This is a genomic window from Pseudoalteromonas sp. AWH4_217, assembly GCF_056161105.1.
Genome location: NZ_JBSWYM010000029.1, coordinates 26,169 through 44,207, shown reverse-complemented (window position 1 = coordinate 44,207; position 18,039 = coordinate 26,169). Strand labels below are relative to the sequence as shown.

The window sequence follows — 18,039 nt, the reverse complement described above, 5'->3', positions numbered from 1 at the left end:
GTAGTAAATACGCCGGCTCAAACATACTCCTTGCTTTCATGATGTATAGAGCGATTTCTGACGAAGTGTCATGTATTTCTCCATTCATACAGGTCTACACTATCGTCATCCCGCATCGCGTGCGGGATGACAACGGAGTTGCTGTTTGAGGTGTGGTAGAGCAGGGAAAACCTGGAGCCGCTGCTGGAAGGCGACACTTTACGTGTAGTAAATACGCCGGCTCAAACATACTCCTTGCTTTCATGATGTATAGAGCGATTTCTGACGAAGTATCATGTATTTCTCCATTCATACAGGTCTACACTATCGTCATCCCGCACAGTGAGTCTGGATCGTATTCAGAGGAGACAATCATTATCAGACTCTAAAGCCTGACTAGATAAAATAAGTTTTCAACTCGGTACTAAAACACCATTTTTTAGTAGTCGTTAATTGCTGAGCAATTTGCCTTATATTTTTGCCGGTAAGTGGTGTCAGACATCAGTTTTCTCACTGACTGATCAAATATCCTCGCATATTTTTCACTATGTTGATTTATCAACAGAAATCCCTGGTTAAAGAAAGCTGGTTTTGGCTGTCTTACCAGGCGTTTCAGATCAGAGTCTGGTAGGGCTTTGGCGTATTCTCTCTCTGTCTGCTCATCCAAAATAATAATGTCTGTGCGTCTGCGTAGCAGAAATTGTAAGTTTTTGGTGGTATACGTTGCCTCCATGACTTCAATCTCATGTTCCTTAATGGCTTGCCAAAGCAGATCCGGATAAGTCAGGCCTTTGTTAATTAGTAATCGATATGGCTTGAGGTCGGCATAAGAGTTAAATTCGAATGCCAGAGTATCAAGATGATAAAAGTGAGATACTTCTGAGGTGATAGGATAACTGGTATAGATGTACTCTGATGCCCGCTTTTCATTATAGTACCAGTAAGCGCTACCTATAAATTCAGTTTTTTTCCCCTCCTCATAGGCCCGCTGCCATGGCATAAACACAAACCTGACCCGGATCCCGTGCAAAGCAAATGCATCTCGGATAAGCTGAGCGGTACAGCCCTGATCCTCACGGTGCCTGTCTACGTATGGTGGCCATTGACCTGTTGTAATATGTACTGTCTCGGCTGCGGTAGTGAGACTAAAAACCAAAGCAAAAATAATGTATTTCACTGACAAGGCTCTAAAAACTGGGCTAAACAAAACTATAGCGCTTATTGTTGAATAAAACGAATAGGCCAACAAAAGCGATTAACCAAATGATGAGAATAAAAGGCTAAGTTGTGGAAAGTTTTTTAGATATTTATGAACGAGCATGCGCGAGAAAAGGCTCGAAAGATTCACTGGAGCCACTACTCACGGAGCCATTGTCAAAAGTACAGCTGATAAAGCTATCCGATGATGTTTGGTTAGAAGAATTTACAAGAAAAATATTTCAAAGTGGGTTCTACTGGTCTGTGATCAATGCAAAGTGGCCCGGTTTTCGTGAAGTATTTTGGGACTTTTCGGTGGAAAAGCTACTGTATATGTCGCCTGAAATGTATGAACAGCGTGCACAGGACGAACGTATAGTACGTAACTACAAAAAAGTGCAGAGCGTTGCTCATAACTGTCAGATGATCCATGAGCTGGCACTTGAACATGGTAAGTTTAGTAAGCTAGTGGCGAACTGGCCGGAAGACAACATTATAGAATTATGGCTCTTGCTGAAAAAGCAGGGGAGCCGGCTGGGTGGTAACACAGGTCCTTATGCACTGAGGGCTGTTGGAAAAGATACATTTATTCTGAGCCGTGATGTTGAGGCTTATCTGAGAGCGCATGATGTTATCTCTGGTGGACTGCATAGCCTAAAGTCATTGCGTGCTGCACAAGCCTTCTTCAATGAGCTACGTAGACAAAGTGGTTATTCGTTGCAAAAATTAAGTCAGCTCGTTGCTTATAGCGTGGGTGACAATGTGGTAGGAGTTTCATCATGAGTGACTTTTTTTCCCGTTACACCGAATTGGGTGAGGTTTACCTGGTGCCGCAACGGCCTCAGCAGTTTGAACACGCACAGCTACTACTAACCAATTCAGACTTATTAACCGAATTGGGTATGGATGTTGATCAGCAGCAGTTGCGAGACTATCTGGCGGGTAGGTCCAGAGTTGAAAACATCGAGCCGGCTGCAATGGCATATTGCGGTCACCAGTTTGGTCACTTTAATCCACAGCTTGGTGATGGCCGAGCACATCTAATCGCCTCCTTTACTACAGCGCAGGGGCATACCTATGATATGCACCTGAAAGGCTCTGGGGCGACGGTTTTTTCTCGTGGGGGCGATGGGTTATGCGCACTGGGTCCTGCCGTGAGAGAATACATCATGAGTCATGCAATGCGGGCGCTGGGAGTACCGACAACACAGTGTCTGGCAGTGTTGTCGACCAATCAGCAGGTAATGAGGCAAGAGCGAGAGCCCGGTGCCGTTGTATGTCGCATTGCCAGAAGCCATATCCGGGTTGGAACATTTCAGCTGATGGCAATGAAAAAGGACGTTGATACAATGCAGCAATTGGTGGAGCTTTGCATCACAGATCAGTTTAATGACATCTCCTCAAGTGGCGAACAAAGAGTCTTCGACTTTTTCGAGCGTGTATGTTTGCATCAGTGTGCCTTGATCCTAAAGTGGATGCAGGTTGGTTTTATTCATGGTGTTATGAACACGGATAACACCCTGATTAACGGTGAAACCATTGATTATGGGCCCTGTGCGATGATGGAGTCTTTCTCATTTGATGCGGTGTTTAGCTCCATTGATCGTCAGGGACGCTATGCATTTGGTCAGCAACCGAATATTGCCAGCTGGAACTGTGGCCGCCTTGCAGAGTCGCTGATGCTGTTGATGGATGACAAAGATGCCGCACTCGAACGCTTTTCCGGTGTCTTAAGCCAGTTTGCGGAAGAATTTAACCAGGGCTATCAACAGATGTGGTCAAAAAAGCTTGGGCTACTAAGCTGGCAGGAGTCTGATCAGACACTGTTAAGTGAACTGCTATCGCTCATGCAGCAAAACAAACTCGATTACACCAATACCTTTGCAGCCCTTACCAACTCGATACAGCCCACTCCACTTCCTGGTTATGTGATACCAGAGGTATTGGCTGACTGGACCGGAAAGTGGCGCAAACGAGTTGGAGACAGCAACTTGTCAGCGGCACATACTATCATGCAGTCGGTTAATCCTGCGATCATCCCGCGCAATGGTATGGTCGAGCACTTCATTGGCGAGTTTAACCTCGCGAAGCATAGCGACGAATTTACACAATGGCTGCATGCGCTCAAAACGCCCTACTTGTATCAGGTATACCCTGCAAGGTGGCTGGCAACCATGTCGAACGAACAGACCTATCAAACGTTTTGTGGTACTTAAACTATGAGTGAACAGACCGATCAGGCATTGACCTGGCAGGAAATCAAACGGCAGATCCTCACGCACAAAACGCCATTGATTTATGCCCATCTCATCGCATTGTGTGCTGCTTTGGTGAGTGTGCCTATCCCACTGATGATGCCTTTGCTGGTTGATGAAGTACTATTGGCACATCCCGGGACGGCAGTAGACACGTTGAATGCGTTCTTACCTGCGCAGTGGCAAGGCGCGACAGGCTATATCGTATCGATCCTGATTGCCGTGATATGTATGAGGCTCGCAGCGCTGCTGTTGGGGGTTGCTCAGTCTCGGCAGTTTACCATTATTGGTAAGGATATTTCTTATCGGATCCGCGAAAGACTGCTGGTGCATTTGGCAAAAGTGCAGCTAAAAGAATATGAAACACAGGGTGCTGCGGCGATCAGCTCTCGATGTATCACAGATATTGAAACACTCGATGGGTTTATCAGCCAAACTCTATCCCGTTTTTTAATTGGCATTCTAACGATTATAGGAACGGCTGTAGTGTTACTCTGGATCGACTGGGTGCTTGGATTGATCATTCTGACTCTGAATCCTGCAGTGATTTACTTTTCCCGGCAATTTGGCAAACGTGTCAAGGATCTTAAAAAGCGTCAAAACAATGCCTTTGAAGCGTTTCAGAGTGCACTGGTCGACACCTTGGATGCCATCGCTCAGTTAAAAGCCATGCGACGTGAGCAAAGCTATTTTGATACCGTTGTGGATGCTGCAAAGTCATTGCGTCATCACTCTGTTCAGTCACAATGGAAGACCGATGCGGTAAATCGCTTGAGCTTTACAGTATTCTTATTAGGCTTTGAGGTGTTTCGCGCCATTGCCATGCTGATGGTGGTCTTTTCCGATCTGACCGTTGGCCAGATCTTTGCGGTGTTTGGCTACTTGTGGTTTATGATGGGGCCGGTACAGGAAATACTAAGCATTCAGTATGCTTACTACGGTGCCACGGCTGCGCTACAGCGCCTCAATCAGGTTCTGGCATTTGACACTGAGCCGCATCAGGTGGCAGACAGCAAAGTATTTCAACAATCCAATATCCGGATAGATTTCCGTCATGTCAGCTTTGCTTATCAGGATGGTTTGCCAGTACTCAATGATGTGTCTTTGACTTTACCCAGTGGCAAAAAAACGGCTTTGGTGGCGGTGTCTGGTGGCGGCAAGTCGACAGTCGTTCAGTTACTACTGGGGCTATACCAGAAGCAGGCCGGGGATATCATGATTAATGATATACCGGTCGAAAAAGTGGGTTTTCACGCGATTCGCGAGCATGTTGTAACTGTGTTACAGCAGCCGATACTGTTTAATGCCAGTATTCGGGAAAATTTGTCAATGGGTAAGCCGTGTGATGATGAGCAGCTTTGGCATGCGTTAAAGGTAGCCGAACTTGCCCAGACCGTTATGGAAATGCCACAGCAGCTAGATACCGTGGTAGGCAGAAATGGCGTTCGCTTATCTGGAGGACAAAAACAACGTCTGGCGATTGCACGTATGGTAGCTGCCGACCCTAAAGTAGTGATACTCGATGAAGCGACTTCGGCGTTAGATGTTGAGACAGAGGCGAAGATCCACCGCAACTTAAATACCTTCTTATCTGGCAGAACCACACTTATTATTGCACATCGTCTGAGTGCTATTCGTCAGGCAGATCAAATCTATGTATTGGATGATGGAGTGGTGAGTCAGGCTGGCGATCACCTTAGCCTGGTTGCAGAGCAAGGTCTTTATCGAGTGCTATTTGGTCATCAGAGCTGAATGTAAAATTAACAAAAAATTCCTATCTGGTGTTAAGTAAATATTAAGACATCATCTACTATTATTACTGCAAATATCAGATTGCACTATTATTTTACAGAGGGAAGGATGATGAAACTAAGAATGCTAAGCGTTGTTGTATCAGCTTTAATTGCAACCGGTGCGCAAGCCGACGAGCACAAAGAAGGCGTGTATTTAGGTGTCTTTGGCGACTACTACAATGCGGAGTGGGAAAATAGCCGAGATGCAGCCGGTGTTACGGTGGATGACTCAACAGGCTGGGGTGCTGAGTTGGGTTACCGTTTCAGCAAGTACTGGAGTGGTCGCATTGAATATGCAGACATGGATTTTGATCTGTCGGGCGTTCGTAACGATTCTGTCGATGGTGACAGGATTGGCGTTGACGCTTTGTATCACTTCAACGGTGGACCTTTCTATGCGCTGGCGGGTCTCAAGTCAATTGATGTCTTTGACAGCAATACCTTTGTGAATGTGGGTGCAGGATATCGCCATCACTTCAGCGATAACTTTGCGGCTAATTTTGAGACGGCGATTTATCAGGGTATTGACCGTGGGTACACGGATGTTGGCGCAAAGCTGGGGATCAATTATTTCTTTGGCAGTTCAGGTCACAGCAAGCCTGTTGAACCTGCTCCTGCTCCGCAGCCAGAGCCTGTGGTGGTGGTTGCAGCGCCTGTTGATAGCGACAAAGATGGTATCTATGACATGGATGATCAATGTGCTAACACACCTATGAGCGATGCAGTCGATGCAAAGGGGTGCACATTGTATGAAGACAAAGAAGTGACGGTTAGCCTGCTGGTACGATTCCCTAACAATAACTCCAGCGTGTCTCAGCAGTATCTGGATGACATTCAGGCGGTTGTACGCTTTCTGAATGAGCACCCTGAAACAACGGTGGTGCTTGAAGGTCATACCTCAGCGGTAGGTAAAGCAGAATACAACAAATGGTTGTCCAAGAAGCGTGCAGATGCCGTAGCAAAACAGCTAGTCGAGAAAGGCATTGATGAAATGCGTATTACAACGGTTGGCTATGGTGAAGAACGACTTAAAAACATGGGTGACTCTGCACAAGCTCATGCGGAAAACCGTCGTGTAGAAGCAAAAGTGAAATCAATCGAACGCGTAAAAGTTCAACGTTAATCAGATTTGAGTAGAGATAGCCCGGAGAGAACCGGGCTTTTTTGTGGCTGGTTTATACCCATGTCACTGACTATTTACGGTTACATATATTCATGAGTGTGCTCTTTTTCTTTCATAACATTCACGTTGTTTATATCGAGTATAAGACGACTAAGTAGCCGTTTGATTTTCATCTATACTCTAAGACCTTATAATCAATCATCATATTTTATGTTTAAGTAAATTTATTGGTACTTGTGAGTACCTGGCTTTAACTATCCGTTCACGTCACCAAGAGGGCAAAACTGTGCTTCAAGAATATCGTAAACATGTTGAGGAGCGCGCGGCACAAGGGATCGTCCCTAAACCGCTCGACGCGCAGCAAACGGCAGAACTGATCGAATTATTGAAAACACCACCGGCAGGTGAAGAAGAGTTTATTGTCGATCTATTTATCAACCGTGTACCACCAGGGGTGGACGACGCTGCCTATGTTAAAGCGGGCTTTTTGGCCGCTATCACTAAAGGTGAAGCTGAGTCGGCATTGATCTCAAAAGCTTATGCAGCCGAGTTGCTGGGTACTATGCTGGGCGGTTACAACATTGCCCCTATGATAGATCTTCTGGATGACGACGAACTGGCACCCATTGCAGTTAAAGGGTTGTCTCATACCCTACTGATGTTTGATGCATTTTATGATGTTGAAGAAAAAGCCAAAGCAGGTAATGTATTTGCTAAACAAGTGATTGAGTCTTGGGCAAACGCTGAATGGTTTTTAGAAAAGCCCGCTGTCGCAGACAAAATTTCTGTGACAGTGTTTAAAGTCACGGGTGAAACAAATACCGACGATCTGTCACCGGCACCTGATGCCTGGTCACGGCCGGATATTCCATTACATGCGCTGGCGATGCTGAAAAATGAACGTGATGGGATTAATCCGGACAAGCCGGGTGAAGTTGGCCCGGTGGACCAGCTAGAAGCCTTGAAGCAAAAAGGCTTGCCACTGGCGTATGTTGGTGATGTGGTCGGTACAGGCTCTTCACGTAAATCGGCGACTAACTCAGTGCTTTGGTTCATGGGGGATGATATTCCGTTTGTACCGAATAAGCGAGTGGGTGGTGTGTGCCTGGGTGGTAAGATAGCACCTATTTTCTTCAATACCATGGAAGACTCGGGCGCGCTGCCGATTGAGTTACCTGTAGACGACCTGAACATGGGTGATCAGATTGATATCTACCCGTATGAGGGCGTTGTGAAGCGTCATGGCAGCGATGAGGTGATCACCACGTTTAGCTTCAAATCTGACGTGATCCTCGACGAAGTGCGCGCTGGCGGCCGTATTCCTCTGATCATTGGTCGCGGACTGACAGACAAGGCACGGCAGTCATTGGGTATGGAGCCGGAAGAGATTTTCTGTAAACCTAAGCTAATTGAAGATTCAGGTAAAGGGTTCACACTGGCGCAGAAAATGGTCGGTCGTGCCTGTAATATGCCAGGTGTGCGTCCTGGTCAGTATTGTGAACCAACCATGACCACAGTCGGCTCGCAGGATACCACAGGCCCAATGACCAGGGATGAGCTGAAAGACCTGGCGTGTCTGGGCTTTTCAGCAGATCTGACAATGCAGTCGTTCTGCCATACTTCTGCTTACCCCAAACCTATCGATGTGAATACGCACCATACTTTGCCTGATTTCATTATGAACCGTGGCGGTGTGTCATTGCGCCCTGGAGACGGGGTTATCCATTCATGGCTGAATCGAATGTTGTTGCCTGACACAGTAGGCACTGGCGGAGATTCCCATACGCGTTTCCCATTGGGCATTTCCTTCCCTGCTGGGTCTGGTGCGGTAGCTTTTGCGGCGGCGACCGGCGTGATGCCACTGGATATGCCAGAATCCGTTTTGGTTCGTTTTAAAGGTCAGATGCAGCCTGGTATTACGTTACGTGATTTGGTACATGCGATTCCCTATTATGCCATCAAGCAAGGCCTGCTGACGGTTGAAAAGAAAGGTAAGATCAATGAGTTCTCTGGTCGTATACTGGAAATTGAAGGGGTTGAACACCTCACTGTAGAACAGGCATTTGAATTATCTGATGCATCGGCTGAGCGTTCAGCAGCGGGTTGTACGGTTAAGTTGTCACAGGAGTCCATCGAAGAGTATCTGAACTCCAACATCGTCATGTTAAAGTGGATGATCTCAGAGGGGTATGGTGATGTTCGAACCATAGAGCGTCGTATTACTAAAATGGAAGAGTGGCTGGCCAATCCAGAGCTGATGACGGCAGATGCCGACGCAGAGTATGCGCATACAATTGAGATTGATCTGGCAGAAATTCAAGAGCCTATTTTATGTGCGCCGAATGACCCTGATGATGCACGTTTGCTATCAGAAGTCACCGGCGAGAAAATCGATGAAGTCTTTATAGGTTCTTGTATGACCAACATCGGTCACTTTAGGGCGGCAGGTAAGTTACTGGACAATTTCGGTGGTCGGTTACCCACTCAACTGTGGGTGGCGCCTCCTACCAAAATGGACAGGGATCAGCTGACCGACGAAGGTTACTATGGGATTTATGGTCGTGTTGGTGCGCGCATCGAAACGCCGGGATGCTCTTTGTGTATGGGTAACCAGGCTCGGGTGGCTGACAAAGCCACTGTGGTGTCCACGTCGACGCGTAATTTCCCCAACCGCTTAGGGACAGGTGCCAATGTTTATCTGGCGTCTGCAGAACTGGCCGCCGTGGCGGCGATTATGGGTAAGTTACCGACCCCGGCGGAATATCAGGAATATGCCGAGCGGATCAACGCTACGGCGGCAGATACTTATCGCTACCTGAACTTCCATAAAATGCCTCACTACACCAAAAAAGCAGATAGCGTGATTATTCAGCAGGCTGTGTAAGAGTAGTATGTTCGAAAAGCCAGCCTGGTGCTGGCTTTTTTAGTTTTCGGGGCTGGGCGAATACTGCTGGTGTATCAAAAAAGCGTCTTAATAATCTGTGTTGAGCGTTTTTTGCCTCTATTTCAATTGCTTGTTGGTCTTTTTGATTATTCAGGTCGCCTTGACTATCCAGTGAGCTGAATTAAAATTGTACAATGATGTAAGAAATTGTGACCAGGGATCGTTACATGCTCCTTGTGTTGCATTCACGTCCACTCTGCGCAAGGTCTAATTCTATGAATAAATCGTTCATCATGGCGTGCTGTTTTGCAACAGGCACAGCTGCCGCAGCCCCTAACCCCTCTTATAGTGAAATCCGGCTTGGCTTTGAATCCATCGATTATAGTGAAGCACTCAATGATTTGAGCGGACTGGGTCGTCTTACCCAGGATGCAACTGTCAGGAACCCGACTATCCGACAACTGTCATATTCTGGCATCAACGATGACTGGGGAGTTTATATCGGGACGGCTGCAACGATATATCCAGGCCTGGATACAGAGACCTGGTATGTGCATGATTTCACGGACCCCAACGACAGCTCAGTGATACACCAGTTTGGCGCAGTACAGCTCAACGATTTTAAAGTTAAATCCAACGAAATTGCGATGAGTGCCGCCTATAACATGACGCGGGCATTGCAAGTGACTATGGGTGGACGGGTATTCACAACCAGTTTCACCCGCTCGGATTTTCAATTTGCACAGCCCGGTGCAGGTCAGTTTGATCAGGTTTTACAGTCTGCGCCACGTGGCGAGAATGATCCGGTCGCCCGTTTTAATTTGCCCGGGCAAAACAACATTGGCACAGGAGATTTAGAAGGCCTGCCAGGGAACTTGCAATCTGTAGTGTCAACGACTGAAGATCAAATGAGTATTATTGCAGCTGTCGGAGTCAGGTATGACAGTAAATTGCAGAACACCGCCAATAAATTCAGCTGGTATGCCGATGCTGAAATTACGCTCCCAGTGTATACTCGGGTGCAAAATACTCGCACTATAGAAAAAACACTCAGTGAAACGTTTAACGGTTGGGGCATGCAGGGCCGTGCGGGCGTTCGTTATCAGGTATTTAAAACCATTGCCGTGATGGCGGGGGTTGATGTGTCCTATAAAGAACGTGATGCTATTTCAGAATCAGATGGTAGCCGGCGGACTGTGCCTGATATCGAATATACTAATGTGTCTCTTTCAGCTGGACTACAGTGGAGCTATTAATGTACAAACAAAGCAGTATCGCCTTATTACTGGCAGTAACCTTGTTAGGCGGGTGTAAAACGCTCGATTCAGTGAGTAATATAGTCAGCGGTGACAGTGCCACACCAGAGCAAATCCAGGCAGCTTACAGTAAAGCGGAGGCTGCTTATCTGGAGGCTCAACAGGCAATGGCCTTATCCGAGCAAGAATCCCTGATTGAATATGACAGCGAGCGCACAAGCAAAGCAAACAAGCTGTGGCAGTCTCTGCAGCAAGACTTCGCAGAGCTGCATGCGAACCCAGGTGAATCTCTCGACAGTGCCTCGCTGTTTTCGTCTGATACAAAAGCCGATGAGGTGATGGCAAGCAGTCAGGAGATTGTGAGTTTGCTCGCAGCCGCGCAAAGCGCAAAACAAGCCATAGTGAGCGTACTGGAGCCGATCCGTTCTCATTTTGCTGTACTCGATAAGTTAGAAACTCAACGCCATTTTGCGCGCCGCTATGAGCGTGCGCAAAGTCGCCACCTTGAATTCAAGGGAATGCTGGTGGCGGGTAAGCGTGCACAGGTTGAAGAGGCGTTACCTGAATTTCAGTCTCAGCTTCATGCATTAGAGCAAGATGCAGCTGAGCACTACTTTTTGGGTAAAGTACTTGAAAATGTGAAACGATTAGCAAGCTCAGACAAGGCAGAGGTTTTACCTACGGTTTATCAGGACGTAAAAGCCACAACGGAGTCTGCAAAAAGCTTTATTCGTCAAAATGTCCGCGCGTATAATGATATAGAGCACCGGGTGAACCTGGCAGAGTTACAAGTGAAAAGAATGGAGCAGCTTTTTGCTGAGCATATAAGCAGGAAGGCGGCAATTGACGATAAGCGCTCAGAGGCCCCGTTACTGGCACTCGAAGCACAGCTCTTAGAAATGACGAATAAGGCTGGCCTGGGGGATTTACGCCATCTGAGTTTTAGCGAACAACTGGAGGCGATTAACAATAAGCTTTAATTAATGTGTACCCAGAGGCTGTCGGCATACACTGGGGCAGCCGGGTAAATAATGACAAAAATAACATAAAAGGCATATAAGCCTTTAAATTAGCTGTATTTTTTCAATAAGGAAAAACATGAAGTTTGCAATGAATGCGAGGTGGCGGTGTTTGCCACTCATTTCAGTCATGGCCTTTACATTGGCCGGTTGTGGCGGCGGGAGTGATAAACCAAGTACATCCCCTGACACCCAGCCAGATACACAGACAAACCCTAAACCAACACCCACCGAACCAGAAAACCAGCCTCCAGTAGTCAGTATTAACGCGACCGAGACTCAGCTAGAGCGCACTGCATTTACACTGACAGCCGAGGGCAGTGATACCGATGGTTCAGTGGCAAGTTATGTCTGGACACACAATGCGTCCTTAGAATTGACAGAAACTGCCACTAATACGGCCACGCCCAGTTACACTGTGCCGGACATAAATCAGGATATGACAGTCACATTTACCGTCACGGTGAGCGATGATAAAGGGGCTACAAGTAGCGCCAGTCAGGAGGTTGTGATCAAGCGAAAAGTGAACTCAGTGACCCTCACCGGTGTTGTGACGGACAAGCCGATAGCCAATGCACAGGTTGTGGTGCAAGCCGCTAGTGCACAAGCGCAAGTGAGTGCATCCAGCGAAGGTCAATATACCGCAACGCTCATTGTGGATGAGAGCGAGGCCGACCGTCCGGTGGTGGTAACCGCAACTGGGGTTGATGCACAAAGTCAGGTCGAGTTTGTATCGGTACTTCATTCTGTTGCCCGATTGGAGCAGCAAGCGGGTGAGGATGGTATTTTGGACAAAAGTGAGCACTTCGGTGTGAATGTGACCAATGTAACCACCGCTGAATATGCCTTAATGACACGCACTGGCGCAGCCATTGAATCGGACGCACAGTTGGAGCAGGCGTTGTTGAATGTGGATGCTGACGAGCAACTTACCCTCGCATCTTTGATTAAAATTGTGGTGGACAACGACGCATATAGCTTGCCAGAGGGCGTTAGCACAACGCTGGATTTAATCGATGATGAGCAAACCGCGCAGGCATTCGAAGATGAATTGAATGCGGCTGATCCGCAGCTGATTGCACAGACCAAAAAAAGCATTAAGTCGGATGACGATTTGATTGCTGCGCCTGACACCTCACTTGAGGGCGATTTCATTGTGCAGTCGGTGAAGTACGCCGATCTGCCGCCTTATCACATCAGTCTGAATGAGACGGGGAGCGGCTCAGTTTCGGCAATTAATACGGTTGAAATTGACAGCTGGGTGCAGGAGCAAAACACCGTAACCATTACGCTGAAGCAGCCGCTTCATGTATCCACAAAGTGGCACAGAGACTACTCTGTCTATCCATCAACGCGCAGTAAGCACATGGTGTATGTTGATGTCATTAAACTCACGGTACTGGCAGAAAATACCGTGTTCAGAACCGTCGATATCGATGAGTTGGGGCAGACGGTGATTGAAGGTGATAATGCCGGCACGCAGGTACACCAAGTCAGCTACACCAGCAATCTGATCAACAAATTGAAAATGGCACAAGTCACCCCAGAGTCGTTACTGGGGGTTTGGTACCTTGACTTGAGTGACGCGGATGAAGAATCGCAGAAATCAGCACCCCAAAGATTTGAGTTTAAAGCTGACGGGCAGGTTATAGCGCTGGATGACCCCGATGATGAACTCAGCTGGCAGTTAACCGATAACACTTTAACGGTGAGCTACCGTGAAGGCGATGTGACGGGCTCAATTTCATTCTGGTTCACCAAGAAGCTGGATACCGGCTACCAGATTGTGAGCTTGGACCTCAGCGTGCCACAGTGGCCAAATACCGAGTTTGGTCTGATGATCGCTGCACAGCCCGATTTGGCTTTGACTGAAGAGACGGCTGCAGGTCGCTGGCATGGCTTGATTGGTCGAACTGAACAATTCGATATAGATCTGTTTGAGACTGGTAAGGTGCATTACAACTTGTCTAAAACTCGGGCAACTTGGTATATTAAGGACGGTGAGCTGTATCGAGACTACTATAGTTCCACGCGTTGGCCACGAGTCGAAGACTGCCAGTTAGGCGATCCTGACTGCATACTTGACGCGCGGTATAAATATCAACTCGTGGCTGTGTCAGGGAATGAGCGATATGTGATACAAACCTTTGAAAATTATAACTCAAAGGGTGAGCTATTCTTTACCAGAGCCAACCTGTTTGTTTACCAGTACAGCGATACGATAGCGCAACGCGAATTTTACCACAGAAACCTCGAAGACAAGCAGCAGCTTTGGGTTTATGACGCAGAGCAAGGTTGGCAGGAAGTGTTATTTGGCACCGGTATTACGCCACAAAACGCAGATGCACCCAACCAGGGTGAGGCCGGGTATCAGCTTTCTTTACTGGGAGCGACTTATCCTGTTTCCTTAAGAGCAGGCAAGCTGGCATTTACCAAGGGCGAAGAGGCCCACTTGGTCGAGCTGTTGGATTACGATGCGCAAAAAATCCAGGTCTGTGTGTATGCGGCGGCAGCTGGCTGTCAGGCGGCAGATCGCCAGACCTGGTTCGTTAGCCCCACCATGTTTACAGTGACAGCCAGTGCCAGTGGCAATGGCTATATTTATCCGGATTATCAGCAAGTCATTGAGGGGAGGAGCGCTGAATTAAGCTTTGTAGCCGATATGGGTTATATGCTCGATACCATTCAGGGGTGCAATGGCCGCCAGGAAGGCGAGTTGTATGTGATCCCCGAGGTAACGGGATCCTGTGAGGTAACGGTAACCTTTGTCGAGCGGCCCAGCCTGGCTGAACAAGTCGGGATAACCGATCCTGTTCTGGCTCAATGTGTAGATGATCTCAATGTTTCGTCGATTGAAGAAGTGATCGATCTGGATTGCAGCTTTCGCGATGAGATCGGATCTGTATCCGGATTAGTTAACCTGACTAGCCTGGAGACGCTGGTGTTGTCGTATTTGTCTGTTACTGAGTTAGACTTGTCCGGGCTAACGCAATTAAGGGAGTTACAGCTCTCTAATAACAGCAATGGTCTTCCTCTGTTAACGATCCCAAATCCAGAGCGTATAGAGGTTCTTACTTTACAAAATAGCGGCTTAACTAATGCTCAGATTACAGCGCTGGAACTGAGTCGTTTTACGGCACTAAGAAGGTTAGATTTGAGTATAAATCAGTTAACGGAACTGGATATTTCAACCTTAAGCCAGCTTGTAGAGGTTTATGCATACGATAACCAGTTGCGCCAGCTCACCACAGGTAACCATCCGCGATTAACGACTCTTTCAATATCGGGTAACCGCTTAAGCACTCTGGAGCTGGCAAACATGCCGGTGTTGTCCGTGCTGCATGCCAGCTACAATGATTTAGCACAACTTGACTTTGCACCTGCTCCTCAGCTGCGAATATTGAGTATTGATGGAAATCCTGTTGAGCGGCTCGATTTATCGGCGAATCCTCAACTTCAACAGCTTGATGTAGGCAATTTATTACAGCTCACAGAGTTGGACCTGAGTCAGCAAACTCAGTTGATTGAATTGAATGCTAGAAACAACAATCATTGGCAGACACTGACTCTGGCACCAGGTGTACCACTGCTATATCTGGATATATCATTGAGCCAGAGCTTGCTGGATAAGATAGATAAAACGGTTGTTTATGCACTTAAGGTATTAAACATAAGTAATATTAATGCGGCAAACCTAGATGCGGCAGGTATCGATCTGGCTCAGCTGAGCAACCTGGAAAAACTATTGTGGCAAGATGCGGGGGTAGAGCAGCTGGACCTGTCTGAATTGCCTCAGCTTATGGATCTTAGTCTGGCGGGAAATCCCTTAACAGAGGTGAAGTTTAGCGTACCAACACAACTAACCGACTTAAACCTACATGGGGCCGAGTTGACCAGTTTAGATTTGAGTGCTCACCCACAACTTAACTACCTTGATGTCACTAATACAAAAATTACCGCGTTAGACTTTAGTCATACACCTTACTTGCGCTATCTCGATGCGCAACGAAGCGCAGTAACTACCGTGTCGGGCATCGCGTCTATCTATAATCACTGGACTACGCTTAATTTAACGCTCAATCCGCTTAGTGATGAGACTATGGCCTATCTGGCGGATATGCAGGCGCAAGGTTACAGCAACTTGCGCTTTAGTCAGGGGGCGGTTGCCAGAATAAACGTAATGGGGAATGGCTGGGCCGGTATAAATTTTGTGGAAATAGCCAACGGGGGGACATTTTATCTTGACCTGACACCCGATCCCGGTCATCAGGTTGGCAGCGCCACCGGTTGCCCGGGTGAGTTACTGGGCACTGTTTACCGGCTTGGTCCGTTGCAAGGCTATTGTGTGTTAGAGGTGGAGTTTGTTCCCTTGCCTTAATTTTATGCCTGCGTTGTGCTTTGCGGTTTAACCGACACAGCACTGACCGCTAAAACAGGACTTTGCGTGCAAAGTCCTGTTTTTTTATGTGGCAAGCTGTCAACTTGTAACTTGTGTATTTTTGATTTAAAAAATTGCAAAAAGAAGGCTAATTATTCTTTTAAACCGACTAAATAGACAGATTCAAAATCACAATTTCCTCAAAAATGGATTAAGATCACCGCCAAATTGTCATCCCTAGGCGAGAGCAAAATGACCGCAGTAAACAACCAGAATTTGCTACAACTTCGTTTTATTCAACAAGCGCAGATCGATGCCGTTAAACCTTCGTTTAACCGTCTGCCAGATAACCCGTATGCAGACGGCGCATTCAGAAAACGCCGTTACTCTGTATTGAAATTCGCCGGTGGCGAGGTGGCATTGCAGCCGACCAAAGCCTTTGTCCAGGACGACTCAATCAATACCTTTCAGGGTAATGTTGAGCGCGTGTATGAAAACCTGGAAGATGAGCTGATCCACAGTGACGGTTTTAAACACCTGCTGAATGAGTTTAAAGCTATGACAGGTATCAGCGATGAGCGTGATATCGAAGTACACCAATTCCGCATGCTGGCCATTGAAAGCGATACGCCGCCTGCACCGGAAGGCGTGCATCAGGACGGCTTTGACCATGTCTGTGTGTGTGGCGTCTCTCACGAAAATATCGCCGGTGGTGAGTTGCTGGTGTATGAACACAAAGAGGCAGAGCCATGCTTCAAGATGGAAATCAAAGATGGCCTGTTCGCTTTGGTCAATGACCGTGAGGTGTGGCACAACGCGACACCAATGAATAAGTTGGATGCAACGCAGACAGGATACCTGGACTGCTTCGTGTTTACCGCGTAAGAGGCTGCTATGAACCTGAATCAAGTGCGTCGTCAGTTTCCTGCGCTAATGCAGCAAGTGGCAGGTCATTCACCTATTTTCCTCGATGGTCCGGGTGGCTCACAAGTTCCTCAGTCGGTCTTGAGTGCTATGTCTGCTTATCTGGGTTACTTTAACTCAAACCTCGGCGGGGCGTTTTTCTCCAGCGATAAGACTGTTGAGCTGATGAATAATGCTCGCCAGGCTGTGGCAGATCTGCTTAACGCTCCGGCCAAAGAGCAGATTGTGTTTGGTGCTAACATGACCAGCCTGACCTTTAGCTTCAGCCGTGCCATCTCTCGCGACTGGCAGCCGGGTGATGAAGTGATTGTCACTAACGCCGATCATTTCTCGAACGTGTCATCATGGCGTCAGGCTGCCGAAGACAAGGGCGCCAGTGTCCATGCGGTTAAAGTGAATGAGGCCGATTGTACGCTGGATATGGATCACTTCCGCAGTTTGCTTAGCAACAAGACTAAGCTGGTGGCGGTGACCTATGCATCTAACACGACAGGCTCTATTAACGACATTAAACAGATAGTTGAGCTGGCGCACCAATTTGGTGCCTTAGTGTATGTGGATGCGGTACATTATGCGCCCCATGAACTTATCGATGTACAGGCGCTGGATTGTGATTTCCTGGCCTGTTCTGTGTATAAGTTTTTCGGCCCTCATGTGGGCGTGGTTTACGGTAAAATGGCACACCTTGCCGGCTTTACGCCTTACAAAGTTGAACCGGCCAAAGACGTGGTGCCAGGGCGCTGGGAAACTGGAACACAGAGCTTTGAAGGTCTGGCTGGCGTTGTCGCCGCCATCGACTACATTGCATCATTGAGCGGACTACCTGAAGATACCCCACGACGTGAGCGGTTAGGCGTGGCTTTTGCCAATACCAAAGCCCATGAAATGGCGTTGAGTGCGCACTTTTTGTCACGCTTGCAGGCATTCCCGCAGATCCGCTTGTTTGGTATCTCGGACACCACTCGCCTGGCAGAGCGCACACCGACCTTTGCATTGACCTTTGAGGGCATTGCGCCGCGAGCGGTGTCTGAATACCTGGGCAAGCAGCATATTTGTGTGTGGGATGGTAACTTCTACGCGCAGGGCTTATGTGAGCAGCTGGGTGTGATGGAGAGTGGCGGTGTGGTGCGTATTGGGTGTATGCACTACAACACCATCGAAGAGCTGGACATTTTGTTCGGACACTTCGAAACGTTACTGGCACAGTAACACTGAAAAGGCGCCCTCCGGC

Annotated in this window: 11 protein-coding genes; 10 read left to right on the top strand and 1 reads right to left on the bottom strand. The window is 47.7% G+C overall.

What is annotated here, in order from left to right; genetic code table 11:
- Positions 1 to 418: 418 nt before the first annotated feature.
- Positions 419 to 1,156 carry a substrate-binding periplasmic protein gene (locus tag ACXAH1_RS22920; RefSeq protein WP_475199911.1) on the bottom strand — a complete coding sequence of 246 codons (738 nt, stop codon included), beginning with the start codon at positions 1,154 to 1,156 and terminating at the stop codon, positions 419 to 421.
- Positions 1,157 to 1,266: 110 nt separating this feature from the next.
- On the opposite strand from ACXAH1_RS22920, the gene ACXAH1_RS22915 reads away from it, so the two are divergent.
- The 10 genes from ACXAH1_RS22915 (at position 1,267) to ACXAH1_RS22870 (ending at position 18,017) form a co-directional block, all read left to right on the top strand.
- Positions 1,267 to 1,959 carry a DNA-3-methyladenine glycosylase I gene (locus ACXAH1_RS22915; RefSeq protein ID WP_475199910.1) on the top strand — a complete coding sequence of 231 codons (693 nt, stop codon included), beginning with the start codon at positions 1,267 to 1,269 and terminating at the stop codon, positions 1,957 to 1,959.
- Positions 1,956 to 3,392 (top strand): protein adenylyltransferase SelO, encoded by a 1,437-nt coding sequence (locus ACXAH1_RS22910; RefSeq protein WP_475199908.1) that lies wholly within the window; start codon positions 1,956 to 1,958, stop codon positions 3,390 to 3,392. Before ACXAH1_RS22915 ends, ACXAH1_RS22910 begins: the two co-directional genes overlap by 4 nt.
- Before the next feature lie 3 nt (positions 3,393 to 3,395).
- Entirely contained in the window at positions 3,396 to 5,183 is a 1,788-nt protein-coding gene (locus tag ACXAH1_RS22905) for an ABC transporter ATP-binding protein (protein ID WP_475199907.1), read from the top strand.
- 111 nt (positions 5,184 to 5,294) lie between these two features.
- Positions 5,295 to 6,347, top strand: coding sequence for an OmpA family protein (locus ACXAH1_RS22900; protein WP_475199913.1), 1,053 nt, complete (start codon positions 5,295 to 5,297; stop codon positions 6,345 to 6,347).
- A 286-nt stretch (positions 6,348 to 6,633) separates the two neighbouring features.
- The gene (gene acnB, locus ACXAH1_RS22895; protein ID WP_475199906.1) at positions 6,634 to 9,231 is read left to right on the top strand and encodes a bifunctional aconitate hydratase 2/2-methylisocitrate dehydratase; all 2,598 of its coding nucleotides are present in this window, start codon (positions 6,634 to 6,636) and stop codon (positions 9,229 to 9,231) included.
- Positions 9,232 to 9,506: 275 nt separating this feature from the next.
- On the top strand, positions 9,507 to 10,487 hold the full coding sequence (locus ACXAH1_RS22890; protein WP_475199904.1) for an autotransporter outer membrane beta-barrel domain-containing protein: 981 nt from the start codon (positions 9,507 to 9,509) through the stop codon (positions 10,485 to 10,487).
- Positions 10,487 to 11,467 carry a hypothetical protein gene (locus ACXAH1_RS22885; RefSeq protein WP_475199901.1) on the top strand — a complete coding sequence of 327 codons (981 nt, stop codon included), beginning with the start codon at positions 10,487 to 10,489 and terminating at the stop codon, positions 11,465 to 11,467. The genes ACXAH1_RS22890 and ACXAH1_RS22885 overlap by 1 nt, the downstream gene beginning before the upstream one ends.
- A 118-nt stretch (positions 11,468 to 11,585) precedes the next feature.
- Positions 11,586 to 15,884 carry a leucine-rich repeat domain-containing protein gene (locus tag ACXAH1_RS22880; RefSeq protein ID WP_475199900.1) on the top strand — a complete coding sequence of 1,433 codons (4,299 nt, stop codon included), beginning with the start codon at positions 11,586 to 11,588 and terminating at the stop codon, positions 15,882 to 15,884.
- 252 nt (positions 15,885 to 16,136) lie between these two features.
- Entirely contained in the window at positions 16,137 to 16,769 is a 633-nt protein-coding gene (locus ACXAH1_RS22875; RefSeq protein ID WP_054017005.1) for a 2OG-Fe dioxygenase family protein, read from the top strand.
- Positions 16,770 to 16,778: 9 nt separating this feature from the next.
- Positions 16,779 to 18,017: a cysteine desulfurase-like protein gene (locus ACXAH1_RS22870; protein WP_475199897.1), complete on the top strand. Its 1,239-nt coding sequence runs from the start codon at positions 16,779 to 16,781 to the stop codon at positions 18,015 to 18,017.
- Positions 18,018 to 18,039: the final 22 nt, after the last annotated feature.